The organism is Algoriphagus litoralis, assembly GCF_003259255.1.
Taxonomy (GTDB): domain Bacteria; phylum Bacteroidota; class Bacteroidia; order Cytophagales; family Cyclobacteriaceae; genus Algoriphagus; species Algoriphagus litoralis.
The window spans coordinates 104,566-127,786 of record NZ_QGOL01000012.1 but is presented as its reverse complement, the minus strand read 5'-3'; the positions used below and the strand labels follow the sequence as shown (position 1 = coordinate 127,786).

The 23,221-nt window shown below is 44.3% G+C and carries 23 protein-coding genes; 9 read left to right on the top strand and 14 right to left on the bottom strand.

Annotated elements, in window-relative coordinates; translation table 11 throughout:
- Positions 1-44: 44 nt before the first annotated feature.
- Positions 45-710, bottom strand: coding sequence for a heme exporter protein CcmB (locus DK188_RS15005; protein ID WP_111671652.1), 666 nt, complete (start codon positions 708-710; stop codon positions 45-47).
- A gap of 129 nt (positions 711-839) precedes the next feature.
- Here DK188_RS15005 and DK188_RS15000 point away from each other — a divergent pair, with 129 nt between their 5' ends.
- The 4 genes from DK188_RS15000 (at position 840) to DK188_RS14985 (ending at position 6,227) form a co-directional block, all read left to right on the top strand.
- Positions 840-1,601: a sterol desaturase family protein gene (locus DK188_RS15000; RefSeq protein ID WP_111671651.1), complete on the top strand. Its 762-nt coding sequence runs from the start codon at positions 840-842 to the stop codon at positions 1,599-1,601.
- 115 nt (positions 1,602-1,716) lie between these two features.
- Positions 1,717-3,834, top strand: coding sequence for an outer membrane protein assembly factor BamB family protein (locus DK188_RS14995; protein ID WP_111671650.1), 2,118 nt, complete (start codon positions 1,717-1,719; stop codon positions 3,832-3,834).
- Between the two features lie 33 nt (positions 3,835-3,867).
- Positions 3,868-4,740 (top strand): glycoside hydrolase family 16 protein, encoded by an 873-nt coding sequence (locus tag DK188_RS14990; protein WP_111671649.1) that lies wholly within the window; start codon positions 3,868-3,870, stop codon positions 4,738-4,740.
- A 176-nt stretch (positions 4,741-4,916) separates the two neighbouring features.
- Positions 4,917-6,227, top strand: coding sequence for a DEAD/DEAH box helicase (locus DK188_RS14985; RefSeq protein WP_111671648.1), 1,311 nt, complete (start codon positions 4,917-4,919; stop codon positions 6,225-6,227).
- A 19-nt stretch (positions 6,228-6,246) separates the two neighbouring features.
- On the opposite strand, the gene DK188_RS14980 is transcribed toward DK188_RS14985, so the two are convergent.
- Together DK188_RS14980 and DK188_RS14975 are read right to left on the bottom strand one after the other, a co-directional pair.
- Positions 6,247-6,546: a hypothetical protein gene (locus tag DK188_RS14980; protein ID WP_111671647.1), complete on the bottom strand. Its 300-nt coding sequence runs from the start codon at positions 6,544-6,546 to the stop codon at positions 6,247-6,249.
- Between the two features lie 152 nt (positions 6,547-6,698).
- On the bottom strand, positions 6,699-8,639 hold the full coding sequence (locus tag DK188_RS14975) for a tetratricopeptide repeat-containing sensor histidine kinase (RefSeq protein ID WP_111671646.1): 1,941 nt from the start codon (positions 8,637-8,639) through the stop codon (positions 6,699-6,701).
- Positions 8,640-8,878: 239 nt separating this feature from the next.
- Here DK188_RS14975 and DK188_RS14970 point away from each other — a divergent pair, with 239 nt between their 5' ends.
- The gene (locus DK188_RS14970) at positions 8,879-10,021 is read left to right on the top strand and encodes an acyl-CoA dehydrogenase family protein (RefSeq protein WP_111671645.1); all 1,143 of its coding nucleotides are present in this window, start codon (positions 8,879-8,881) and stop codon (positions 10,019-10,021) included.
- A 61-nt stretch (positions 10,022-10,082) separates the two neighbouring features.
- On the opposite strand, the gene DK188_RS14965 is transcribed toward DK188_RS14970, so the two are convergent.
- The 10 genes from DK188_RS14965 to ubiE form a co-directional block, all read right to left on the bottom strand.
- Complete coding sequence (locus DK188_RS14965) at positions 10,083-10,871, bottom strand: 5'-methylthioadenosine/adenosylhomocysteine nucleosidase (RefSeq protein WP_157963248.1); 789 nt, start codon at positions 10,869-10,871, stop codon at positions 10,083-10,085.
- Positions 10,868-12,169: an NCS2 family permease gene (locus DK188_RS14960; RefSeq protein ID WP_111671643.1), complete on the bottom strand. Its 1,302-nt coding sequence runs from the start codon at positions 12,167-12,169 to the stop codon at positions 10,868-10,870. The genes DK188_RS14965 and DK188_RS14960 overlap by 4 nt, the downstream gene beginning before the upstream one ends.
- Before the next feature lie 88 nt (positions 12,170-12,257).
- Positions 12,258-12,461: a hypothetical protein gene (locus tag DK188_RS14955; protein ID WP_111671642.1), complete on the bottom strand. Its 204-nt coding sequence runs from the start codon at positions 12,459-12,461 to the stop codon at positions 12,258-12,260.
- 62 nt (positions 12,462-12,523) lie between these two features.
- The gene (locus tag DK188_RS14950; RefSeq protein ID WP_111671641.1) at positions 12,524-13,294 is read right to left on the bottom strand and encodes a 3-ketoacyl-ACP reductase; all 771 of its coding nucleotides are present in this window, start codon (positions 13,292-13,294) and stop codon (positions 12,524-12,526) included.
- The gene (locus DK188_RS14945; RefSeq protein ID WP_111671640.1) at positions 13,291-14,733 is read right to left on the bottom strand and encodes an oxidoreductase; all 1,443 of its coding nucleotides are present in this window, start codon (positions 14,731-14,733) and stop codon (positions 13,291-13,293) included. Before DK188_RS14945 ends, DK188_RS14950 begins: the two co-directional genes overlap by 4 nt.
- On the bottom strand, positions 14,730-16,109 hold the full coding sequence (locus tag DK188_RS14940) for a glycoside hydrolase family 88 protein (protein ID WP_111671639.1): 1,380 nt from the start codon (positions 16,107-16,109) through the stop codon (positions 14,730-14,732). Before DK188_RS14940 ends, DK188_RS14945 begins: the two co-directional genes overlap by 4 nt.
- Entirely contained in the window at positions 16,099-17,511 is a 1,413-nt protein-coding gene (locus DK188_RS14935) for a sodium:solute symporter family protein (protein WP_111671638.1), read from the bottom strand. The genes DK188_RS14940 and DK188_RS14935 overlap by 11 nt, the downstream gene beginning before the upstream one ends.
- Positions 17,508-17,720: a hypothetical protein gene (locus tag DK188_RS14930; RefSeq protein WP_111671637.1), complete on the bottom strand. Its 213-nt coding sequence runs from the start codon at positions 17,718-17,720 to the stop codon at positions 17,508-17,510. The genes DK188_RS14935 and DK188_RS14930 overlap by 4 nt, the downstream gene beginning before the upstream one ends.
- Before the next feature lie 167 nt (positions 17,721-17,887).
- Positions 17,888-18,688, bottom strand: a complete 801-nt coding sequence (porT, locus tag DK188_RS14925) for a type IX secretion/gliding motility protein PorT/SprT (RefSeq protein ID WP_111671636.1) — start codon at positions 18,686-18,688, stop codon at positions 17,888-17,890.
- On the bottom strand, positions 18,637-19,359 hold the full coding sequence (ubiE, locus tag DK188_RS14920) for a bifunctional demethylmenaquinone methyltransferase/2-methoxy-6-polyprenyl-1,4-benzoquinol methylase UbiE (RefSeq protein ID WP_111671635.1): 723 nt from the start codon (positions 19,357-19,359) through the stop codon (positions 18,637-18,639). The genes porT and ubiE overlap by 52 nt, the downstream gene beginning before the upstream one ends.
- 121 nt (positions 19,360-19,480) lie before the next feature.
- On the opposite strand from ubiE, the gene yihA reads away from it, so the two are divergent.
- The 3 genes from yihA to DK188_RS14905 are packed head-to-tail and all read left to right on the top strand — an operon-like array spanning position 19,481 to position 20,926.
- Positions 19,481-20,092: a ribosome biogenesis GTP-binding protein YihA/YsxC gene (gene yihA / locus DK188_RS14915; protein ID WP_111671634.1), complete on the top strand. Its 612-nt coding sequence runs from the start codon at positions 19,481-19,483 to the stop codon at positions 20,090-20,092.
- A gap of 39 nt (positions 20,093-20,131) precedes the next feature.
- A complete protein-coding gene (locus DK188_RS14910; protein ID WP_111671633.1) occupies positions 20,132-20,575 on the top strand; it encodes a DUF5606 family protein in 444 nt (147 codons plus the stop codon).
- Between the two features lie 39 nt (positions 20,576-20,614).
- Entirely contained in the window at positions 20,615-20,926 is a 312-nt protein-coding gene (locus tag DK188_RS14905) for a hypothetical protein (RefSeq protein ID WP_111671632.1), read from the top strand.
- Positions 20,927-21,296: 370 nt separating this feature from the next.
- On the opposite strand, the gene DK188_RS14900 is transcribed toward DK188_RS14905, so the two are convergent.
- Entirely contained in the window at positions 21,297-21,647 is a 351-nt protein-coding gene (locus DK188_RS14900; RefSeq protein WP_111671631.1) for a GIY-YIG nuclease family protein, read from the bottom strand.
- A 429-nt stretch (positions 21,648-22,076) separates the two neighbouring features.
- Between DK188_RS14900 and DK188_RS14895 the strand changes: the two genes are divergently transcribed.
- Positions 22,077-23,201 (top strand): sugar phosphate isomerase/epimerase family protein, encoded by a 1,125-nt coding sequence (locus DK188_RS14895; protein ID WP_111671630.1) that lies wholly within the window; start codon positions 22,077-22,079, stop codon positions 23,199-23,201.
- Positions 23,202-23,221: the final 20 nt, after the last annotated feature.

Genomic DNA, 23,221 nt, shown 5'->3' with positions numbered 1-23,221 from the left:
AGCTTTATCCATCGTGATTCGTAATTCTAAAATCGTAAATCCCCTCAGCTCCTCCACAAATAGGGAAATAAAATATATCCAGTCACGCCTACGATCGCATTGATCGCCAGTAAGCTGAGCAGCTTATCTGCACTGACGCTCCAATCTAAGCCATCCAGGGCATTTTTTGAAATACGGATCGCCATCAGGAGAATCGGAATTATTACAGGGAAACTTAAAATTGCCATCAGCGTGGCATTGTTTCCGGCTTTGGAAGCAATCCCGCTGACCATCGTCAGACTGGCAGAAAAACCCACCGAACCCAAAACCAAATTCAACAGAAATAGCCCCTGATCCTGAACAGGATTACCCAAAATCACGGAAAAAACCCCATAGCCCAACAAGGCCAAAATCAAAGTCAATCCGGTATTGTAAAAAATCTTGGAAAGAATAATTGACTCAGGTGAGGCGATCATGTAGTAATATAATTGCCTTCCCTGATGCTCTTGGACAAAACTTTTTGCAACGGCATTCACCGCCGAAAAGAGAATGATGATCCAGTACAGCGCATTCCAAGTAGGGACAGACAGATTGCCCATCTTGGCACCAACACTGAGATAGGTGATAAAAACAGCCGAGACCACATAGAGCAAGATTCCATTAAGCGCATATTTTTGGCGCCATTCGAGCTTGACTTCCTTTTGGATGAGGACGGAGATTTCTTTCCACATGTGCCAAAGGTAAGAAAAGAAGGGCTTGTGAACGGCCACCGGCTACTAAAGAAATTAATGATTTTTCAACACCTTTTTCCTATGTATTGATGTCTCTTTACCCCTATCTTTTGGGAAAAATTCGAGGATATGCAATGGGGAGAATTTTCCTACAGATGGTTTAGGATCACGGAGCTGACGACTACCAGATATTTTGTAATAGCTGGATTGGCATTCTTTGTTTTTTACTTCCTGTTGAAAAAAAGCATGGCCAAACGAAGGATGCAGGCCAAATTCCCAAAATTCAGGGATTACTCCAGAGACATCAGCTATTCTCTTTTAACGATCCTAATTTTTGCTACCATTGCAACGCTGGTTTTTATCGTATTCCAGCCCTTTACCAACCTCTATTGGGAAAAAGACAAGTACGGTATGATCTATTATTACCTCTGCTTCCCGCTGATGCTGCTGATCCACGATGCTTATTTTTATGGAATGCACCGACTGATGCATCACCCAAAATTATTTCGTTTGGTGCACAAGGTTCATCATAAGTCCACGAATCCCTCTCCGTGGACAGCTTATGCATTTCATCCCTTGGAAGCAGTAATTGAGGCGGGCATCATACCCGTGATTGCATTCACACTACCCGTACAGCAATCCTCTTTGGGACTGTTTCTGCTTTTTCAGTTTTTCTACAATGTCTACGGCCATCTGGGAGTGGAGCTTTTCCCCAAAAACTTCCAGCGGCATTGGTTTGGGCGCTGGGTCAGCACAGGCACCGCCCACAATCAGCACCACGAACATTTCCATGGAAATTATGGTCTTTACACCTTAATCTGGGATCGCTTATTTGGCACGCTTCGCAAAGACTATGATGCAAAATACGAACGGGTAACCGGATCAAAATAAGGCATTAATCTTTCCTGTCCATTCCAAAAAAACACTATGGCAAGGGTAGCGAAACTCCTAGGCCTTGTTCTGTCCTGAAAAATCCCCGATATTCTGAGACCAAAACCAAACCCAAATGAACCTCAGATCCTCCATTGGACTTTTATTCTCCAGTATCCTTTTTTTCTCCTGCGAAAAAAATAATGATACCATTGACTATTCGGGCTGGGGACACTACGGCGGATCAGAAGACGGGGCACGCTATTCTTCGTTGGCACAGATCACTAAAGATAACGTCGCCCAACTCGATGTCGCTTGGACTTACCACACTGGCGACGCCACCGAGCGTAGTCAGATTCAATGCCAGCCGATTGTAGTCAATGGGATACTCTACGGCTCCACACCAAAGCTTCATGTTTTCGCACTGGATGCAGCTTCTGGAGAGGAAATGTGGAGATTCGATCCATTTCAGGTTTTGGGAGGTGAAAATTCCTGGGCAGGCACCAATCGAGGTGTGACGTATTGGGAATCAGGAGAGGATCAGCGAATCCTGTTCACTGCGGGTAATTGGCTGCTTGCATTGCATGCGATGACTGGCGAACCGGTTATGGACTTTGGGGATCAGGGCAAAGTAGATCTACGAAAGGACTTGGACACGGATCTAGAGGATTTTCTGATCGTGAGCAATACACCCGGAGTAGTTTATCAAGACTTGTTGATCATGGGAATGAGGCTTTCCGAAGGTTTGGATGCGGCGCCGGGACATGTCCGTGCATACAATATCAAAACCGGCAAGCGGGAATGGATCTTTCATACCATTCCGCATGAAGGAGAACCCGGATATGAAACCTGGGATCCAAAATACATCAAGCAAATCGGAGCTGCGAATAACTGGGCGGGAATGGTCGTCGACCAAGATCGGGGAATTGTATTTGTGCCGACTGGCTCAGCGACTTATGATTTCTGGGGGGGATATCGGCATGGAGATAACCTGTACGCCAATTCTCTTTTGGCTCTGGATGCTAAGACGGGTGAACGAATCTGGCATTTTCAGGCGGTTCATCACGATGTTTGGGACAGGGATTTCCCCGCACCTCCCAATCTCATACGAATCCAAAAAGACGGCAAATGGTTTGATGCGGTAGCACAGATATCGAAGCAAGGCATGACTTATGTGTTTGATCGGGAGACAGGCGAACCCATTTGGCCAATAGTGGAGACTCCAGTCCCTCAATCGACTTTGGGCGGTGAAAAGACTTCTCCAACTCAGCCAATCCCAACCTTACCTGAGCCTTTTATGAATTTGGTATTTGAGGAAAAAGACATTTTAAACCTCAAACCAGAGTGGCATTCAGACATTCGTCAGCAACTTGGAAATGCAAAAATGGGAGACACATGGCTTCCTCCTAGTGCTGAAAATCCGGTGGTGCTTTTTCCGGGAATGGATGGGGGTGGCGAATGGGGAGGAGCAGCTTTTGATCCCACCAATCAAACCATGTACATCAATGCCAATCAGATCCCCTGGATGATTGAAATGACTCCAAATGCAAGTTTTGGAAATGTAGGCCAATCGATTTATACCAATTATTGCGGCAATTGTCATGGCCTGGAGCGAAAAGGAAATGCTCCCGCTATTCCAAGCTTGGTTGGTTTGAAGGAAAAATACACACCGGATTCTCTGGATTTGCTGTTGCAAAAAGGAAGGGGAGCTATGCCTGCTTTTGCCCATATCTCCCGAGAGGAGCGGCTCATACTTTTGGATTTTCTTTTGGGTAAATCCGATGCAGGAGATAAACAAGAATTGGAATCAGAAAGCTCCAAACTCAACCCACAATACTACATGAATGGGTATAAACGGCTGGTCACAAATGAAGGACTCTATGGCTCCAATCCACCTTGGGGCCTACTCACCGCCATTGACATGAATACCGGAAAGAAAAAGTGGCAGGTGACTTTGGGTGAAATCGACTCCCTGAGTGCGCAGGGTTTTGCTCCAACAGGGACCGAAAACTACGGAGGACCAGTGGCTACAGCCGGAGGATTGGTCTTTATCGCTGCGACGAAGGATGAAAAAATCCGTGCTTTTGATCAGGAAACGGGAAAAATTCTCTGGGAAGCGAAACTCCCAGCTGCTGGTCATGGTACTCCTGCAGTTTATGAGAAAAATGGAAAGCAATACTTGGTAATTGCATGCGGCGGTGGCAAAGGCACAAAAAGTGGAGATGCCTATGTTGCTTTTGCTTTGCCAGATTGAGTTTCAAATCAGGTTTTCATTAGCTTTAGCCTCATGAGAACATTACTTATTTTGCTGTTATCTACTATTACTATGCTTCAATCCGACTCCGATCCGGTTGAATTTCACGAGGCATTTAAGGAAAATTTTTCACAGCGAAAAACTGAATTTTTCCGCTATGGCTCTACCGGAAAAAGCGCCAGATTTAAATGGAAATCAGGAAAAAAATCCTCAGAAGGCGAAGATTCCAGAATTCTCTCCTTCAAACTCAATCCCAAAGATGCTGCTGGTCCGGGCAAAGGTCCGGAGATTATTTCCAGAAAATTCACACATTTTGGCACCTATTCCGCTCGGCTGAAAGTGCCAGACCCGAGGATAACACAGCCCAATCTTGGCGCAGTAGTTGGCTACTTCACCTATCACAATGATGCAGCATTGGGACTGAGCGAAATTGACTTCGAGTGGCTTCCAGCCGATCCAGAAGTAATTTACATGGGCACTTGGACAGGAGAATCCGGAAAACTGCGAAGGGTCGGCCGAACGATAAATTTGGCCAAAGGCATCATCTACACGACAGAAGAACGGGAAGATCACTTGAAGGAAAGAATGCAACTTTCCGGAGCCGAAAATCTACCTGAAAAACTGGAAGCGATCGAAGGCTTCGACGCTTCGGCGCAGTTTCACACCTATGGATTTGATTGGCATCCCGACCGGATCCGATGGTGGATGCTCCATCCTACGACCGCAGACACAGTGGTCCTGTGGGATTATACAGGCGAACGAGGAATCCCGCAACATCCCTCAAAATACCGCATGAACTTTTGGCATACAGACAATTGGTCTGTGGAGACCAATCCAAAGTCTCTTGAAAAGCCAACCGAGCGATTTGAACTGGAGGTAGATTGGATGGGGTATAGGCCGTTTTGAGATCTTCATTATTCGAGATTCACCGTTAGATATTCAGTATTCCTCTTTTTGAAATCTTGATCTACCGCTTTGTCAAAATTTCGAATATCGAATAATAAATATCGAACATCGAAGGAATCAGAGAATGTCTTGATGTTAAATCACGTTCTGAAATTCCAAAAACCTACCTTTGCCCCATGTCTACCCCTCAAAAAAGCCAAGCTGAAATCCTTTCCAAACTTGGAATTACGCAATTGAATCCAATGCAGCTCACTGCGCAAAAAGCCATTGAGTCTTCGAATGAGATCATCTTGCTCTCTCCGACTGGCACAGGAAAAACATTGGCTTTTTTGCTTCCGCTGATTCAGCAACTTGATGTGACCTGTGAAGAAATTCAGCTGGTAATCATTGTTCCATCTCGGGAATTGGCAATCCAGATCGAGCAAGTCATGCGGGAAATGGGCACAGGCTACAAGGTCAATGCGGTCTACGGTGGACGAGCTGGATCAAAGGACAGAATCGAGATCAAACACCGTCCAGCAGTGCTCATAGGAACGCCTGGAAGAGTTTCTGATCACCTGAGAAGGGAGGCCTTTGAAACCGCATTTATCAAAACTCTTGTCCTCGATGAATTTGACAAATCACTGGAAATCGGCTTCGAAAGTGAAATGAAGGACATTCTTTATTTGCTTCCTCAAGTGAAGAAAATGATCCTGACTTCGGCTACTCAGGGAGTGGAAATCCCAAGGTTTGTCGGATTGAAATCGCCGGTTACCGTTGACTTTTTGGAAGAAAAAATCTCCCAACTTCAGATCAAAAAGGTACTTTCTCCTACCAAAGACAAACTGGAAACCCTCGTCGAACTGATCAGTCATTTAGGAAATCAAAACGGCATCATTTTCTGCAATTTTAAAGACTCGATCCAGCGGGTAAGCGAATGCCTGGAAGACCATGGAATCTCGCACGGGGTTTTTTCAGGAGGAATGGAGCAAACCGATCGTGAAAGATCCCTGATCAAATTCCGAAACGGAACCCACCAAATTCTTTTGGCCACCGATCTAGCAGCGAGAGGAATCGACGTGCCAGAGATCAAGTTTATCATCCATTACCACCTTCCATTGCGTAGCGAAGAATTCATCCATCGAAATGGTCGAACTGCCCGGATGAATAGCGACGGAACGGCTTACGTCCTGCATTTTGAGCGGGATTCCTTACCTGATTTTATCGGGAATTTCCCTATAGAAAAACTGAGCAAATCAACTCTGCCGGCACCTTCCGAATGGAGTACCTTGTTTGTGTCCGGTGGACGAAAAGACAAAATCTCCAAAGGGGATGTCGCTGGCCTATTTTTCAAACAGGGAGGTTTGACAAAAGATGAGCTTGGTGTGATCGAACTGAAGACAGATTGCGCATTTGTGGGGGTGAAAACGGCGACTTTGGAAAAGCTTCTCCCCAAAGTCAATAATATGAAATTGAAGGAGAAGAAGGTGCGCGTGACTGTGATCTAAGCAGATCTAAAAAACATAACTATTTGGCAATATCTTGTTTCTGCTGGGAATCCAAGCCCTCCACCTGAAGCTTGATCACTTCCAGCTTCTCGTCTGTAGTGCTCTTGATTTCCTGCAGTGAATCAACAGACTTAGCAAGCGATTGCGACCGGAGGATTTCTTGCTTGACCAGATTTTCAAAGTTTTTGAGTCGCTGCATATGAAGTTTTTCCTGTCGGGAGTAGTCTCTAAAAAGCAAATAATGCATCAAAACAAGGCTACCGATCACCAAGATGGCTAATATTCCTAATACCCCATTTTCAAAACTTATTGCCAGCATAGTTCGCCTCTGAATAGCTCAAAACTAGCGCGAACAATTCTTAAAAAACATACGACAAACGGCCTACTTTTTTTGGCAAAAGCCCAATTGAGAAGGGTTTTTTCTAGGGAAAAACCTAAAACCCAATCCTCTTGATTCTCCAAAAATTCATGCTATCCAACGGGCCAAATCAGCAGAATTGAAGTCCCCGAACCTTCCACAGATTGAATTTCAAGGCTTCCTCCAAGCTCTTCTGCCCGCTTACGCATATTGTATAGCCCATTGCCAGGCTTGATTTCAGATTCTACAAATCCTTTTCCATTGTCTTGGATATTGACCAAAATTTCCTTTCCTGTGGAGTCAATCTTGATTTCCAATCGATCAGCTCCGGAGTACTTTATAGCATTTTGAACTGCTTCCTGTACTACACGCAAAATCTGAATACTCGATGAAGAAGCTAATGTTGCTTTCTGATCTATCCGATCATTGATTTCAAAATCAAAACTGATTTGAGAAGCCGATGCCCCTGCCTTTTGAATATAATCCCGGATTCTGCCTGATAAGTCTTCCCACGTCACTTCACCGCTGTTCATAGCCCAGATTGTATCCCGAAGTTCCGTAATGGTCTGTTTGGTAAAGTTGGCGATCGTGTCGTATCGCTGGGTCAATTGCTCCTTGATGGGTTCAAAGTATTTCAGATTTTCAATGGCCGAGATGATGAAAGTCAATTGCGCACCGATATTATCGTGCAAATCCCTCGAGATTAGCATACGCTGTTCCTGAAGCTTGTTTTGCGTCTCGATTTGTGCCAAAGCAGATTTCAAATCATTTTCTTGCTGGAGTTGTCGATTTTTCAGTTTCTGTTGGCTATAGAGCAAATAGCCTACGATTCCAAGTGCAATTGCCAAAATCAGAGACCCGTACAGTTGGATATTTTTGCTTCGCAGTGTCAGTTGTTGTTGTGCTATTTCCCGGTCTTTTTTCTCTGTCTCGTATTTGGTTTGAAGTTCAGCTGTCAATTCCTCAATTTGATCTTCAGTAAGGGAATTTCGATACTCCACATACAAATCTGTGTAATATTGAGCACTGTCAGGTAAATTGAGTGCAGCATAGACAGGGATTATTCTCAAATACATAGAGGCAACTTCTTCCTTAGCTTCCAGCTGCTTCATTGTTGCTATTGATTTCAGATACAATTCTTTAGATCTGGGATATTCCTTTTTCTTAGAATAGGCATTTGCTAGGCAATATTCCATCGTGGCTTGATCAAAGATGGAATTTACTTTTTCAGCTATCCTAATTCCTATGGTCGCTGTGGCAATTGCTTCATCAGGACGATTCATCGCATTGTAAAGTGTCGCCAGATTATTATAAGTGACTGAAAGCACTAATGAATCACCAGCTTTTTGTCCATTTTCAAGTGCCTTTTTAAAAAAATCCTCCGATTTCTGATATTCTTTAGTGTTTTTGTGAATGTTGCCCATGTTGTTGTACACCATAGCCAGTTCAGGAATCATCTGATTTTGCTCACGATAGGCGGCTACTTCTGAATAGATTTCCAATGCTTTTGGATAGTTGCGCATGTCCTCATGTAGTACCGCAAGATTGTTTTTCACGAAATTGGTATATCGGTCATTTCCCGATTTTTCAAAATATTCCAATGCATAGAGGTAGTTTGACATTGCAGAATCAAGCTGAAAAAGTCTTTGGTAAACTGATCCCAAGTTGGATTTAGCTCCTGCAATTCCAGCAGAATCCCCAATACTATTCCTTATAGAAATGGCCTGCAAATATTGATCTTTTGACTCAGCAAAGTTCCCTTTTTGCATCAGCGCATTTCCCAAGTCACTATGAGCCTGACCTATTGCTTTTTTGTCATTTACTTTTTGTGCCAAAGCAAGGGACCTTTGACCATATTCCACGGCAGAATCTAAATTGACCATTGCCCAATACCAAGTAAGTTCTGAATAATAGGCTACTTGATCTTCCTGAGTCTTTGCGTTTTTTAGCTGGACCTTTAGGCTATCAATAATGTATCGCGGACTTTGAGCAAATCCTTCCGAAATCTTGGAGAAAAAAAGAATAATAAGAATCGCGAATAGGCGTGTTTTCATAGGATTGGGGTGATACTCTGGAAATAAGTTAATAATCAGTCCCTTGGCAAGAAATTTATGAATAATTGGTCAAATGATTTTATAGGTTTTTGATCTATTTGACTTTTTCAAAAATCCAAATTTCATCTCTTTTTTTGGCGAAAAATCAGAATATAAGTCTGTTTCAAGGAATTTGGTGATGTAGAACTTATTATAAACCTTAGAGTTAATAATACAGAATCTAAACCCAAAGATTACCTATGCTTGATTTTAACCTAAATGAAAACCAGCAGCTGATAGCTGAGATGGTTCGGAGTTTTGGAGTCAAAGAGATTACACCCTTTCGCAAGGAGTGGGATGATACTTCATTTTTCCCCATCGAGATATTCAAAAAACTTGGCGAACTAGGCCTAATGGGCGTTTTGGTCCCGACAGAATATGGTGGTTCTGGGTTCAGTTACACGGAGTACGTAACAGCCATCTTGGAGCTATCCAAAATTGATCCTTCGATCGGCCTTTCCATGGCGGCTCATAATTCTCTCTGTACAGGTCATATCATGATGTTTGGCACTGAAGAGCAGAAGCGAAAGTATTTGCCAAAACTCGCCACCTGCGAATGGCTCGGAGCTTGGGGATTGACCGAACCGAATACAGGTTCGGATGCCGGAAATATGCGAACCGTGGCTATAAAAGATGGGGAATATTACATTTTGAATGGAGCAAAAAACTTCATCACGCACGGAATTTCCGGAGATGTAGCAGTAGTCATCGCCCGCACGGGTGAAGTAGGTGACAGCCATGGAATGACTGCATTTGTGATCGAAAGAGGCACTCCTGGATTCAAAGGTGGCAGAAAAGAAGACAAACTGGGGATGCGTGCTTCCGAAACAGCGGAGATGATCTTTGAAGACTGCAAGGTCCATGAAAGCCAAGTCTTGGGAAAAGTAGGCGATGGATTTATCCAATCCATGAAAATCTTGGATGGTGGCAGAATTTCCATCGCAGCGCTTTCTCTGGGAATTGCGGAAGGAGCGCTGGAAGCTTCAATTCAATATTCGAAAGAGCGTCATCAGTTTAATAAACCTATCTCCAGTTTTCAGGGAATCTCCTTCAAACTGGCTGATATGGCAACCCAGCTGGAAGCTGCAAAATTGCTGACTTTCAAAGCTGCGGATCTGAAAAACAGAGGGGAAAAAGTCACATTAGCAGGCGCACAGGCTAAATATTTTGCCTCTGAGGTTTGCGTTTCCATCTCAAACGAGGCCGTACAAATTTTCGGTGGATACGGATTTACGAAGGATTATCCTGTAGAAAAATTCTACCGCGATTCCAAGCTTTGTACCATCGGCGAAGGCACTTCCGAAATCCAGAAACTGGTGATTTCTAGAGATATCTTAAAATAGTGAGCAGTAGGCAGTCTCAGTCTGCAGTATATTACTGCTTACTGAGACTGCAAACTGATTACTACAGTTCCTCCAAAATCCCCAGTACCAGCCGGGCGGAATTGACCGATGCGGGACCGACAAACTGGTTGAAATTCACCCGTGCCTGATTGTTGGCATTGTCGCTGCAACTTCTGATGATGACAAAAGGGATTCCCAGCGTTCTGCAGATATGAGCTATTGCAGCTCCTTCCATTTCGGTTGCCAAGGCATCGAACTCACCAAAAAGCCAAGCAGCTTTTTCATTGCTGCTGACAAAAACATCACCGGTAGCTATCACTCCCGAGAAGACTTTTGGCTTTCTTCCTGAAATAGGTACAAACTCCATTTGATTCGCTGCTGCGATACTTTTTGTGACCAGATTTGGGTCGGCATCGATATATAATTCTTCGTGATTTCCCCCGGTTAATTTCCGAAATGGTGCCACGCTGAATCCTGTAGAATCCTCCTGCCCAAAGTCATACTGGACGAGTTTGGTGCCGATCACAATGTCGCCGGGCATGGCTTCCGGATGCAATCCACCGGCTACTCCGGTGAAAATCAGTATGGAAGGATTGAAGTTTTCTGTCAAAATCGCAGTGCTGTAAGAAGCGTTGACTTTACCCACTCCGGCTTTCAGGATCACTACTTTTTTGCCTTTCAACTTCCCAGTGTAAAAGTCGATCCCTCCCCTGTTTACCTTTTTGGAAGAACTCATCGAATCCAGCAAAATGGCAATTTCCTGGTCCAAGGCGCCCATGATGGCAATACGCTGGGCTTGGGTGGAAATAGAAAGAAAGAAAAGGAAGGAAAGGATTACCAATTTTTTCATAACCATAAAAAGAAAAGCGAAAGTACACTGATGATGGCTAAAATGGGGTTGATGGCAGAAGTTTTTCCGGTAATCAGTTTCAAAACAGTCCAACTGATAAACCCGAACGAAATACCAACTGATAAGCTGTAAGTGAAAGGAATCAAGACAATCGTAAGAAAAGAAGGAATCGATTCCTCAGGATCGGTCCAATTGATCTTCATCAGAGGAATCATCATGAAAGCCCCCACCAAAACCAAGGCAATCGAACTGGCTATCGATGGAATCACGGAAAGCAAGGGCGAGAAAAACATAAATGGCAAAAATAGTAATCCGGCTGTAATGGCTGTAATTCCAGATCTTCCTCCTTCTTCAATTCCAACGGCTGATTCGATATAAGCTGTTCCTGAACTGCTACCGACCAAGCCGGCAAAAAGGGTTGCAAAGGAGTCTGTCAGCAAAGATTTTCGCATGTTTCGTGGATTTCCATCGGGATCCTTCAACCCAGAGGCCTCCGCCAAACCGACAAAAGTGGAAATCCCGTCAAACAAAATCGTGAACGTAAAGACAAAGATGACCGGGATGTAGGCATAGCGAAGCGAACCCAAAATGTCTGCTTTCCCCACCAAACTGAAATCCGGCCAAGCAAAAAGTCCGGTATAATTGACCAAGGTAGAAACCCCAAAATTGATGGCTGAAGCATCTCCCCAATAGCGCCCGATCGGCCAGGCCAAAGCTGTCGTAAAGAGAATTCCGTAGATAATCGCACCGGATACCTTGCGGATCAATAAACCTCCAGTAAAAAGCAAGCCAGCCAAAAAGGTCAAGGTCACCGGATCTTTGAACTTCGCCATTCCGACCAAAGTTGCAGGATTGTCAACGATGAAATGTGCATTTTGAAAGCCGATAAAGCAGATAAATAAGCCGATCCCCGCCGAGACAGCGTGGCGAAGTGCTGGAGGAATAGCCGCAATTATTTTCTCTCGGGTTTTGAAAACCGAAAGCAAAAGAAAAATCACTCCAGACCAGAATACCGCACCCAATGCTTCCTCGAAACTCAGCCCGAAACCCATCACCGCGGTATAGGTGAAAAAGGCGTTTATCCCCATCCCGGGAGCGACGACGATGGGATTTTTGGCATAAATCCCCATCATCAAGCTGCCAAATCCAGATACCAAAACTGTTGCTGTCAGTACCGCGGAAAAAGGCATTCCGGCTTCGGCCAGAATAGCCGGATTGACAATGATGATATAAAAGCAAGCCAGAAAGGTGGAAATTCCGGCAAGGATTTCGGTTTTGAGGGAGGTTTGAGCTTTCATTCAGGCAAAAAAGGTAAGCAATAAATCCAAAGACTTTTTCAGGATTTCATTTCCAAAAGCTGATTTGTATCGACAACCCAAGTGATATTCACTTCACAAATTTGGCTTTGTTTTCTTCCCACCAAGTAGATTTGGATTCTTTGGACAACGCGTCAAGCTGAGTTTGGGTAGCCTTACTTTTGGATGCTACATTGTGAAATTTGACATAATCCAAAATTTGTTGCAAGCCTTGAAGATCAGTTCCCAAAGGAACTCGAATCACTATTTCCTTATCTGTTCGTTCGACTTGCATATCTTAAATATATAAAAACCACTCCAATAACGCTGTAATTGAATAAAATGAAAATTGGTTCATCAAAGCCTCCCCACCATCATTCCTCCCTCAATTCTTAGAATTTGTCCCGTCGCATAGGGTAAATCTCCTCGAAGCAAAGCAGCAACCACTTTTCCAATATCTTCAGGCTGTCCCATTCTCGGCTCGAGTGTTAATCCGGCTTCAATTCGATCTTGATAGATTGATTTCACTTTTTCGGTCATGTCGGTTTCGATCACTCCCGGCTGGATTTCATAGACGGGAATGTTGAATTCAGCCAATCGAACGGCCAAAACTTTAGACATCATCGAAAGCCCGGCTTTTGCCATGCAATACGCCGCTCGATTGGTCGATGCTAAAACCGCTGAAACAGAAGTGATGGACACGATGGAAAGTGGGGTTGCCGAATCTGTCTTGCGGATTTCAGCCATCCAGTTGGCAATAGCTTGAGTCAGGAAAAAAGTCCCCTTTAGGTTGATATCCATCAAATGGTCGAAATCGGCCTCAGCTACTTCCAACACATCAGCCCGAACTCGAGGCGCTACGCCAGCATTATTGACAAGAAAATTAATCGTTCCAAATTTCTCTTTTACTCCATTTACAACGTTTTCTCTGTCTGCTTTTTCAGCAATATTTCCTGAAAAATACTCTACCCGAACTCCACTTTTGCTCAGCTCCTCCAAAACAGAAAATACTTCGGATTCTGGTCTAACTCCATTCAAAGCCAAGTCAATTCCCTCCTGAGCCAGTTTCTTAGCAATTCCCAATCCGATTCCCCGGGTTCCACCCGTGATTAAAGCGACTTTCCTCATTCCCCTTTCAATGCTTTAAGTTGATCATATTCCGGCATCTTTTTGTAGAGCGGATCCAAAGGAAAGCAACCTGAAATCATACCGTTTCTAGGCGCTGTAGTGCAATCTGAAAACGTACGACAGATTTTTGCACGCTTCAGTCCTTGGCCTGAAAGGATATCTGCTGGCATATCCGGATAACTCAGCCCCATCCTCCCAAAGCCAATGGAATCGGCCTTTCCGGTCCGAAGAACTTCCTGTCCGACATTCGGTAACCACTCCTGAAGATAAGAATAGGCTGAACCTATGACATAGAGATTTGGGAAAGCTTTCTTGATCTCAGCCGTAGCCTGTATCTGTCTCGCCACTCCATGAAGTGGATCCTCTGGTGGCTGGTATCCGTCAGAAGGCGGAAAAAGTGCAGGTCGCTGGATATGTGGATTGTAATAGGGACTTCCCGCGGTGGTGCAGAAAAGTTCGATCCCCAACTTTTCCAATTCTTTCAGAAAAAGAAAGGATTCGCTCAAATCAGTCGCTATCCCACTTTCGGCTCCTCCAAATGCATAGCGATAAGAATCTGATTTTGCTGGAATCCCTATTTCTTCGGGGCCTTTTTGGAAAGGAACCCAATCGAAAATACTCATCCGAACGCCTATTTCTAAACCCGGAGCAGCCGCTTCAATTCCGGTAACAATGTCTCGGAGAAAGCGCGTTCGATTTTCAAAACTACCTCCGTATTTCCCTTCCCGATCATACGCACTCAGAAATTCATGTCCAAGGTATCCGTGGCAATGCTTGATGTCCACAAAGTGAAATCCTGCTTTCTGAGCCAAAACGGCAGCTTTGATGAAATCTTCGATGATGGAATCAATCTCTGAATCAGTCATGACCGGATAGTCATCCGCCAAGCCAAACTTCTTATTCAAAATCGGATGCGGATAGAGAATCTTCGGCTCCATCCGCTTTTTATCAGTTGGTTTGCAAAAGCGACCGGAATGAGTCAATTGAAGCCCAATCAGCAAATCAGATGTGTCTCCGAAATGCTCCTGATGGGTAGTCTGCAAAAGCTGAAAAAGCCCGACAAAATCGGTAAACGTCTGCTCATTGAGCATCAGTTGATTTGGATTCGCTCGTCCCTCAGGTCGGACTGCCACTGCCTCGCAACCCCAAAGGAGTTTGGCTCCGCTGAGTGCAAAGTTCTGCCAGCGTCTTTTGGTGAGTTCTGTGGGTCTACCATCCGTAGTCCCATCCCAGCCTTCCATTGGCAGGATACACATCGCATTCCCGATGGTTCGGCCGGATTTGAGTGTATGACTTTTTGCAAAAGGAGAATCAGGTCCTGAGATGACATCGGCATCAAAGTCAAGGTTTATCCCTTCTTTTTCCAGGTGATTTCTAAAAAGCTCCGCCGTCTTTAGCTGAGCAACACGGGGAAACTGTGGTTTGTATTTTCCACTCATGCCGGTACGCAGTTTAGATAGGAATAATACGGTTCATTTTTCTGCATTCGCTGGATAAGCAAAGCGAGCTCTCGCGCATGGTAATCTCCCCACATGCTCGACTCGCCATTCGCAACTTTCCCTTTTTCAGGCACATAATCCCAACCGTTTGGCTGATGGTAGATTGAGTGAAGAATCAATCCCTGATGGTGGGCATCTGTAGAAAGATAGGGTTCCGAAAAAAGTGCTCCAGCAAGCTGAATTCCTGCGTTTTTGTAGGTTGAAGCCCGCTCAGGATCGCTTGCTTTTAACCAGTTTCCAATCCGGATCAAGCCTTGTGCAGTGATGCAAGCCGTCGAACTGTCAACAGGTTCAAACGCATTGTAAGGATCGGAAGGCCGATTGAGGTAATCACCCATTTTGTAAAGATTGGGTGCTCCAGTATCCCAATAAGGAATGCCATCAGTTGGGGTATTTGCCAGATAGAATTCAGCTGTAGCAATCGCAGCTTCTTTTAACTCAGCTATTAATGCTTCTTTTGAAATGACTTCTGAATAATCAGATTCAGGGATTCGATCGAGAATTTCCAATGTTTCACCCAGGCCGCAAATCGCCCAAGCCAATCCTCGAGTCCAAGTGCTAAATCCGGTATATCCCTGCTGGGAATTTGGACAGCGATAGTTGCCATCGTTGGTATTGAAGATGATTTCGTGGGCTGTCCTTCCCGAGATGTCATAGCTATCCCGTCCTTTTCCATAGAAAATAGAAAAGCGAACCGTCGCCAAAATGTGCTGAATCGCCCGCTGAATCAAAGAAATACGCCTGTCGTTTTCAACCTGTAATACATGCCCCAATTGATGCGAAACCACCAAAGCCCTGCAACTCCGAATCGTATCCACAAAAAGCGAATGCGGGCCATTAAACGAGTAAATAAATCCGCCGCTCGGTATGGACGTCCATCGAGTGGCCTGTACTGCACCTGTTACTTTGAGGGCAAGTTTGTAGAACTCCCGTTCCCAATCCGATGCATCGATTTTCCCTTCATTGCTTAGTCGAAGGAGGTTGCCATAGGTACTCACATTGTTGAATCCATGATCGTGCACACCGGTATGAGTGAGGTGAGGCGCCATTTTATTCACTGTGTTTTTCCGTCCAATCTCAAGAAATTCTGTTTCTCCTGTCGCGTCAAACTGAAGCAAAGCCGATCCAAACTGAAACCCTTGCGTCCATTCCGTCCAGCCACGGGTCACATATTTTCCTTTTTCGGTGAAAACAGGCGCACCATTTTTGGTATCAAAGGATTCCTCGATCAGTCGGATTTTCTGCCCCGAAAGCTCCCAAAAGCGGGCTAAGGGTTTTTCTAAATCAGAAATGGAAAAAACTGAATTAAGCTTCATAGGTGGTTTTATGGGTAAAATGGTGAGCAATCATCAAGACAGCCGTCACCGGAATTAGGATACAATACATCGCAGCATCAGTTGGTAATCCTGCAAAACCAGCCGGAACCAACTCAAGCAAGGAAAGAACAAAATAAGTCAGTGCTATCGCAGAAACGATCAGCAAAGATTTGGGCGGATTTTTGAACAACACCGCTCCCAACACAACTGGCGCAATCATAGACGTGCCTGCAAAACTTACCCGAGCCAACAGCACCAATTCATCGCTCATGTAGGTCGAAAAGACCAACACAATCAGCGAAAACACCAAAATTGCCACTTGGGTAATCCGCATATTTCGCTTGTCAGATCCACTCAGTAAAGACCTTAACTCCGTGCCCAAAGCAAAAATTTGGGCATTGGTTGTAGATAGACAGGCAGCGAAAAGCCCGACGACTGCCAAGGCCGCAATTGGATTTGCTTGGTCAAATAGCAAGGCTGCCGAAAGGAAGTCCGCCGTGGAAGCCTCAGGATATTTTACCGCCCCATACAAGCCAATAAAAGCAGTCGGAAGGATCACAAGAATGGCAAAAATCCCTACCGCATAAGCCATTTTGTGCACTGATTTCAAATTCTTCATCACCACAAGACGGGTAGTAAATTGTGGCTGTGAGACCGGAATCATGACGATGGCTATCGCAGAAGCGATCAAAAATGGACTGCTGAACAGGCCTTTTGGACCTGGAAGTGAAAGTAATCCGGCATTGCTATCGGCGACTTTTTCCAAAGCTGAATGCAGGCCGCCAGCCATATTCAAACAAGTCACTCCGATGATCCAGATCACTACTAGCAAAATCACCCCTTGAATTGCATCGCTATACATAATGGCTTTGAGTCCGCCAATCTCGGAATAGATCAGCATGATCACCACCAAAATCGCCGACCATCCCCAATAAGGAAGCAGATCAGGAAATGCCGCATTCAGGAAAATGGAAATTCCACGGATCTGAATAGCCACGTAAGGAATCAGGAAAAGAAAGGAACTCAGGAAAATCAGGTATCCAGCCCATTTATTTCGAAAGCAACTTTGGATGAAACCAGCCACTCCTTTGTAACCTACTTCTGATGCTCTTTTGCGAAGCGCAAATCCAAACCAAATCAGAAAGAATACCATCAACGCATCCGAAAGACCCAAAAAGATCCAGGCTCCTACCCCATGTGTCCGGAAGAAATCCGGCATGCCCATAAAGGTAAATGCACTGAAAAGAGCTGCCGAGAAAGTCAAAAAGCCAAGGATGGTGCCGATGTTTGACCCTGCGAGCATGAAGTCATCGGAGCTTCGGTTTTTAGCGTAGGATTTGTACGAAGCATAGCCAAGAGATGCTAAGAAGAGTGCGAAAAAGAAAATCAGCCAGCCTGTCATTTCTTATCTGATTCTTGGTGTGGGAAATAGCGGGCAGCCAAAAAAGTCAGAATCACGATCAAAACTGTCACCAGAAATCCGCTCCAAAAAGCAAATGGGATGTTAAGAAGCTTTGGGTCCACCTTGTTTTCTGCGAAAAGAAATAGGAATGAAACCACTGACAAAACCAGTACGGTCAGAACAAGAATATTCCAGATTTTGGAGGACATAGGATTAGCTTGGGTTATTTGGGCAGAAAAGAATAATCCATGAAAAATGATCCATGGACTGCTCAAAATAAGAATAAACTTCTGCTTTGCTATCAGCCCTCATCGGAGACACTCCGATATAGCCAAAGAATTTACGGAAACAATTCCGCTACTGGGATAGCTTCTGATTATTGGAAATTGAGAAAAATCGTAATTCCCTTACGTCTAATGGAAGAGATCACATCGCGTGTCTCTGGCGGATTTTTTTCAGCGTAATAGATATTATTCAGGCCATGTGAAAACCGGATTTCAGGCGCAAACTTGAAGTATTTGAAATAAATCTCGAAACCCATACCCATCTCAATGGTAAAGTCCTGCCCAGTGGTCACGAGGGGATCTAGGTTTGCTTCATCTTGACTTTTGGTTCTAAACTGATAGCTACCACCCCCAATGAAATACATTCGGGTATTGTTAAATCGCTGGGATCGATACTTGAATAAGAGCGGAAGCTCGATCATCGTCGCTTCAGTAACAACCTCCTCTGTTCGGTAACCCAGATTATTTACTGAGGAATTATCATTTCCCGGGACATTGTCTATCAGGGGAACATAGTAATTGATATCCGCTCGATACTCATAGAAGGCGATTCGGGGTGTAAAAAGCAGATTAACCTGATCATGAAACCTCAAAATCCCGGTGAATCCCAAGGAAAACCCCGGGGTATATTTGGGGTAAATGGAGTAAATCTGATTATTCGCAGTATTGGTCGGATCAAAAAAAGCCTCAGAATATTTGATCTGATAAGTAGCTGTATGTCCTGCCAGAAAAAAACCATAGGAAAGGAACTTGTCGTCAGAACCGGAGGTACTGGTCAGACCAAAGAGCCCCTGAGCAAACCCTGTAGCACTTATTCCAACAAATAATAGAATCAGTATTCCTACTTTTGACCGACGTAGATTGAGCTGATTCCGAAAGTGAGTGGTTTGCATACCGTGCTGTGAAATCCTACTTTTTTTAATACTGCTAGAAAGTCCTCTCCATCGGGAAAGGCCTGAACTGACTCGGGAAGATAAGTATAAGCAGAATTGTCTTTGGATACAATTTTACCCACCTGAGGAAGAATCGCATTGGAATAAAACGAATAGGCCTGCTTCATCGGAAAGCCCTGAGGCTTGCTGAATTCCAGAATCACCGTCTTTCCTCCCGGCTTCAATACTCGATACATGTCTGCCAGACCTTTTTCCAGATTCTCAAAGTTCCGAACACCAAATGAAACGATGACCGCATCAAACTTATTATCCTCGAAGAGCAGACCTTCGGAATCTCCGAGCTGCATTTCGATTTTGTCCTGAAGCCCGCGCTTGATCATTTTCTTTCTTCCTTCGGCCAGCATCCCTTCGGAGATATCCACACCGATGATTTTGTCCGGATTAAGGACAAGGGCTTCAATGGCAAAGTCTCCCGTGCCTGTAGCGATGTCCAGGATCAGTTTTGGCTGGTCCTTCTTCAGGTATTTGACGGCTTTTTTTCTCCAAATGATATCAATACCGAGACTGAGTACGTGATTGAGAAGATCATACTTAGGGCTGATGTTGTTAAACATCTCCGCTACCTGATCTTTTTTGGAGTCTTGCTTGTCTTTATAGGGAACTACGGACATCGGAAATCTTCGTTGAGGGTACAATATTACTACAGAAACCCGAGGAATCGAAAATTGTTGAAGAGATGCCCCCAAAGTCGGTCTGAAATAAAACCGTATTTTTGCATAGAATTAGAAAGTCATGATCCGAAAAGCAGAATTTGTCGTCAGCAATACCGACCCTACCAAGTGCCCCAAGCCAGACCGGGCGGAGATCGCATTCATCGGTCGATCTAACGTGGGCAAAAGCTCCCTGATTAATATGCTGACAGGAGTCAAAGAATTGGCAAAAACCTCCCAGAAGCCAGGAAAGACGCAATTGGTCAATCACTTCATGATCAATGACCGTTGGTATTTGGTCGATTTGCCTGGTTATGGATTTGCCAAAGTCAGTAAAGACAGAAAGGTTAAGTGGGAGAAAATGATCAGCACCTACCTGACCACCCGATCAAATCTGTGCGGGGTATTTGTTCTGATAGACAGCAGATTGGAGCCTCAGACGATAGATCTGGAGTTTGTGAACTGGTGCGGGGAAGAAAATGTACCTTTTGTCATTGCCTTTACCAAAGCAGATAAGCAGTCCAAATCCCAGACTGGAAAGAATGTAAAGGCCTTTCTGAACAAAATGGAAGATATTTTCGGAGATATTCCGGACTATTTTGTGACCTCAGCAGAAAAGGGAGAGGGCAAAGATCAAGTCTTGCAATTCCTTGATGAATTGGTCGCTGAATACGAAGCGGAGCGGACAAATTGATTGATAGTTCTATATTTGCAGCCTGAAAAAAAATACACCATGAATTTCAAAGACATCGCAACTGTAGCCGGAAAGCCGGGTTTGTATAAAATTTTAAAGCCGACACGTTCGGGAGTAGTGCTTGAGTCAATGGACGAGAAAAAAACCAAGTTGGTAGCCGGAATGGCACAGCGGGTTTCAGTCCTAAGCGACATTTCGATTTACACCCTGACTGAAGAAGGTGCTGAGCCGCTAGAGTCAGTGATGAAAAAAATCGAAGCAGAATACGCCGGCGATCTAGGATTGGACACCAATGCAGACGACAGCGAACTGAGAGCATTTTTGAAGTCAGTGATTCCAGAATTTGACACCGCAAGAGTCTACACCTCAGACATCAAGAAGTTGGTATCATGGTACAAGCTGATCCGATCTGTCGCTCCTGAAGTTTTGCAGGAAAGCACAGCCGAAGCAGAGGGAAACTCAACTGAAGAAGCAGAATCTTAACTACCAGCCCCAAATCGGGGCTTTTTTAATGAATATCCAATGAGTCAAACGCTGCCAGAAGAAACGTTCAGTCTGATTACAAAAGACCTTCAGCTTCCAGAAATCAAGGAAGAATTTTCTGAGGAAAAAGCGTTGGCAGTTTTGACCAAAGCCATCAGCCAACTGATGGACCTAAATCTGGAGCGACTGCTTCAAGTCTGCTACAGGATAGACCTAGCTGAAAATAAGCTTAAGCAAATCCTACACGAATCGGATCCGGAGAGTGTAGCGTCTGATTTGGCAAAAGCGCTTTGGGAAAGGCAAAAGCAAAAAGTGGAGATTCGGAGGAGGTATTCGGGTTTGTCAGGTTGAGCGATTATGATGTGTCAGGCTGAGCGAAGTCGAAGCCTTTTAATACATAAATATTTCCTGCTTCCAGGCTGTATTAAACAAATCAGATTGATAACTATGCTTGTCAGGCTGAACGATTCTGGTGTGTCAGGCTGGGCGATTCCGGTGTGTCAGGCTGAGCAGTTAGTTATGTCAGGCTGAGCAGTTGGTCGTGTCAGGCTGAGCGGAGTCGAAGCCCTACTTTTCTGTTACCAATTTCAATTATCAGGTAGCGAAAGTATTATCCGGTTAAGTCGCCCACTAATCAGGTAAGACATCGGATTTGTCAGGCTGAGCGATTATGATGTGTCAGGCTGAGCGGAGTCGAAGCCTTTCTACCCAAAAAAATAAATTATTCAACACCATTTTCTAATTGATTTGCACTGGAATTTTTCTCAAAGTTCTTATGAGAAGTATGATTTTTACACTCTGATAAGAATTTCAACTGTTGCCAATTATTTTGAATAATCGCCTCCTTTTTTTTCCTGCTCCAACCTTTTACTTGTTTTTCGAAAGCAATCGCTTCTTGAATTTCCCTAAAATCCTGTAAGAAGACCAACTCAACTGGCCTTCTTTTAAAAGTATATGCATGGGGATCTAAACCATCGTTGTGAGCTGCAATTCTACCTTCAAAGTCATTGGTAACTCCAGTATAATAACTTTTATCTGAGCATTTTAGGATGTAGACAAAATAAGTTTTCATTATTAATACAGAATGGAAAATGAGCTATTTCAATTTAAGAAATTTATAACAGTAAGATTTCAACCGCTAAAAAGTTAAATTTTCAAATACAATAGAATTTTAAGGTTTATAGGGAAACCATTTATTGAAAGCCCGGCAAATCAACTTCGCTTTCTAACTAGGAAATTTCAAGAGGACGCAAATGATAGGTCAGTCCGAGCGGAGTCGAGGACCCTTCGACTCCGCTCAGGGTGACCCAGTTTTGTCCTAAATCCATACTTTTCATTCTCTATTTATAAATTCTATATTTTTATCCTTTGGACTGACACCAATGCCAACCCTTTATTTTTTTTTAGCCTCATTTCTAAAGTAAAAACAGCCAACCACTAATCCCATTCCCATTTTTCCAATCCCCACCTTTCCCTATTTTTATAAGAAACCCCAAAAAACATGGCAAACCCCATTTGGATCATGACTTCGGCTTTTGATCAACTGAATCTCGATCAAACTGTCGAAAAAGCAATTGAAATCGGCGTCCAAGGACTGGATCTCTGCGTCTTCCGGAAGGATGGTACTCGGGATGATTTTGTCGCTACCCATCTGGATTATGAAAACTTCGGGCCTGATCAGGCTAAGGCACTAATTGAAAAATTCAATACCGCCAAGCTTCGACTTTCGATCGGAGCCTTCGAAAATCTGATCGGTGGTGATCCTATTCATCGTGTCAAAAACCAAAATCATTTGCTCAAACTGATCCGTATGGCTCATCTGCTCGGAGGAGATGAAAATGATGTCAAAGTGGGCACCTTCGTCGGCTACAACCACGAACTGGGAAATGAGGAGGGCGGATTTGAGAAAAACCTGCTGGAATATCAGCGGATTTTCGGACCGATTATCCGCTATGCCAATGACCTGGGTGTGACCGTTCTTTATGAAAACTGCCCCATGGAAGGCTGGAGGAGTTCGGGATATACAGGGACTTACAACAACATGACTGGAGTCTTAGCCGCCAGAAAACTCATGTATGAACTCGTCCCAGAGAAAAATCATGGGGAAATCTATGATCCTTCGCACGACGTTTGGCAACATACAAATCCGGTCGAGGTAATTAAAAACACGGATATGAGCCGACTGAAGCGAATTCATGTGAAGTCCACACGAAATAATCCTGATCCATTCTGGGGAAATATGTATCCCATGCAGCAAATCCGTCCCGAATGGGCAGAAAAGCTGGGAATCCACTCCAGCACCAATTCTTGGGACAGACATCAGTATGAGGCGACTTTACCTGGTTTTGGTTTGGGGGATTCTATGGACTGGCGAGCATTTACTTCGATCCTAAGGGAAAGAGGCTTTAGTGGACCATTTGAAATCGAAAACGAAGCCAAGCTTTCCAAGCAAACCGGTAAAATGGGAGCGATCGTTCAAGGCTGCAAAGCCGCAGTTCAAAACTTAGCGCCATTGCTTTGGGAATTGACTGATGAGGGTTGGACTTATCCTACTTCAGGATACCATCCACTTCGGGATTTGGACAGAAAAGCTCCTTCAGAAGTTTCAATAGATACACTTCTATAAAAAGAAACGCTCCGAGATTC

What these genes read in the sequence shown, in the direction of transcription:
- DK188_RS14990 (WP_111671649.1), top strand. Translation starts at nt 3,868, where the DNA reads ATGAGAACATTACTTATTTTGCTGTTATCTACTATTACTATGCTTCAA.
- DK188_RS15005 (WP_111671652.1), bottom strand. Translation starts at nt 710, where the DNA reads ATGTGGAAAGAAATCTCCGTCCTCATCCAAAAGGAAGTCAAGCTCGAA.
- DK188_RS14970 (WP_111671645.1), top strand. Translation starts at nt 8,879, where the DNA reads ATGCTTGATTTTAACCTAAATGAAAACCAGCAGCTGATAGCTGAGATG.
- DK188_RS14965 (WP_157963248.1), bottom strand. Translation starts at nt 10,871, where the DNA reads ATGAAAAAATTGGTAATCCTTTCCTTCCTTTTCTTTCTTTCTATTTCC.
- DK188_RS14905 (WP_111671632.1), top strand. Translation starts at nt 20,615, where the DNA reads ATGAGTCAAACGCTGCCAGAAGAAACGTTCAGTCTGATTACAAAAGAC.
- DK188_RS14955 (WP_111671642.1), bottom strand. Translation starts at nt 12,461, where the DNA reads ATGCAAGTCGAACGAACAGATAAGGAAATAGTGATTCGAGTTCCTTTG.
- DK188_RS14950 (WP_111671641.1), bottom strand. Translation starts at nt 13,294, where the DNA reads ATGAGGAAAGTCGCTTTAATCACGGGTGGAACCCGGGGAATCGGATTG.
- DK188_RS14985 (WP_111671648.1), top strand. Translation starts at nt 4,917, where the DNA reads ATGTCTACCCCTCAAAAAAGCCAAGCTGAAATCCTTTCCAAACTTGGA.
- DK188_RS15000 (WP_111671651.1), top strand. Translation starts at nt 840, where the DNA reads ATGCAATGGGGAGAATTTTCCTACAGATGGTTTAGGATCACGGAGCTG.
- ubiE (WP_111671635.1), bottom strand. Translation starts at nt 19,359, where the DNA reads ATGTCCGTAGTTCCCTATAAAGACAAGCAAGACTCCAAAAAAGATCAG.
- DK188_RS14960 (WP_111671643.1), bottom strand. Translation starts at nt 12,169, where the DNA reads ATGAAAGCTCAAACCTCCCTCAAAACCGAAATCCTTGCCGGAATTTCC.
- DK188_RS14995 (WP_111671650.1), top strand. Translation starts at nt 1,717, where the DNA reads ATGAACCTCAGATCCTCCATTGGACTTTTATTCTCCAGTATCCTTTTT.
- DK188_RS14975 (WP_111671646.1), bottom strand. Translation starts at nt 8,639, where the DNA reads ATGAAAACACGCCTATTCGCGATTCTTATTATTCTTTTTTTCTCCAAG.
- DK188_RS14895 (WP_111671630.1), top strand. Translation starts at nt 22,077, where the DNA reads ATGGCAAACCCCATTTGGATCATGACTTCGGCTTTTGATCAACTGAAT.
- DK188_RS14940 (WP_111671639.1), bottom strand. Translation starts at nt 16,109, where the DNA reads ATGAAGCTTAATTCAGTTTTTTCCATTTCTGATTTAGAAAAACCCTTA.
- DK188_RS14935 (WP_111671638.1), bottom strand. Translation starts at nt 17,511, where the DNA reads ATGACAGGCTGGCTGATTTTCTTTTTCGCACTCTTCTTAGCATCTCTT.
- porT (WP_111671636.1), bottom strand. Translation starts at nt 18,688, where the DNA reads ATGCAAACCACTCACTTTCGGAATCAGCTCAATCTACGTCGGTCAAAA.
- DK188_RS14910 (WP_111671633.1), top strand. Translation starts at nt 20,132, where the DNA reads ATGAATTTCAAAGACATCGCAACTGTAGCCGGAAAGCCGGGTTTGTAT.
- yihA (WP_111671634.1), top strand. Translation starts at nt 19,481, where the DNA reads ATGATCCGAAAAGCAGAATTTGTCGTCAGCAATACCGACCCTACCAAG.
- DK188_RS14945 (WP_111671640.1), bottom strand. Translation starts at nt 14,733, where the DNA reads ATGAGTGGAAAATACAAACCACAGTTTCCCCGTGTTGCTCAGCTAAAG.
- DK188_RS14980 (WP_111671647.1), bottom strand. Translation starts at nt 6,546, where the DNA reads ATGCTGGCAATAAGTTTTGAAAATGGGGTATTAGGAATATTAGCCATC.
- DK188_RS14900 (WP_111671631.1), bottom strand. Translation starts at nt 21,647, where the DNA reads ATGAAAACTTATTTTGTCTACATCCTAAAATGCTCAGATAAAAGTTAT.
- DK188_RS14930 (WP_111671637.1), bottom strand. Translation starts at nt 17,720, where the DNA reads ATGTCCTCCAAAATCTGGAATATTCTTGTTCTGACCGTACTGGTTTTG.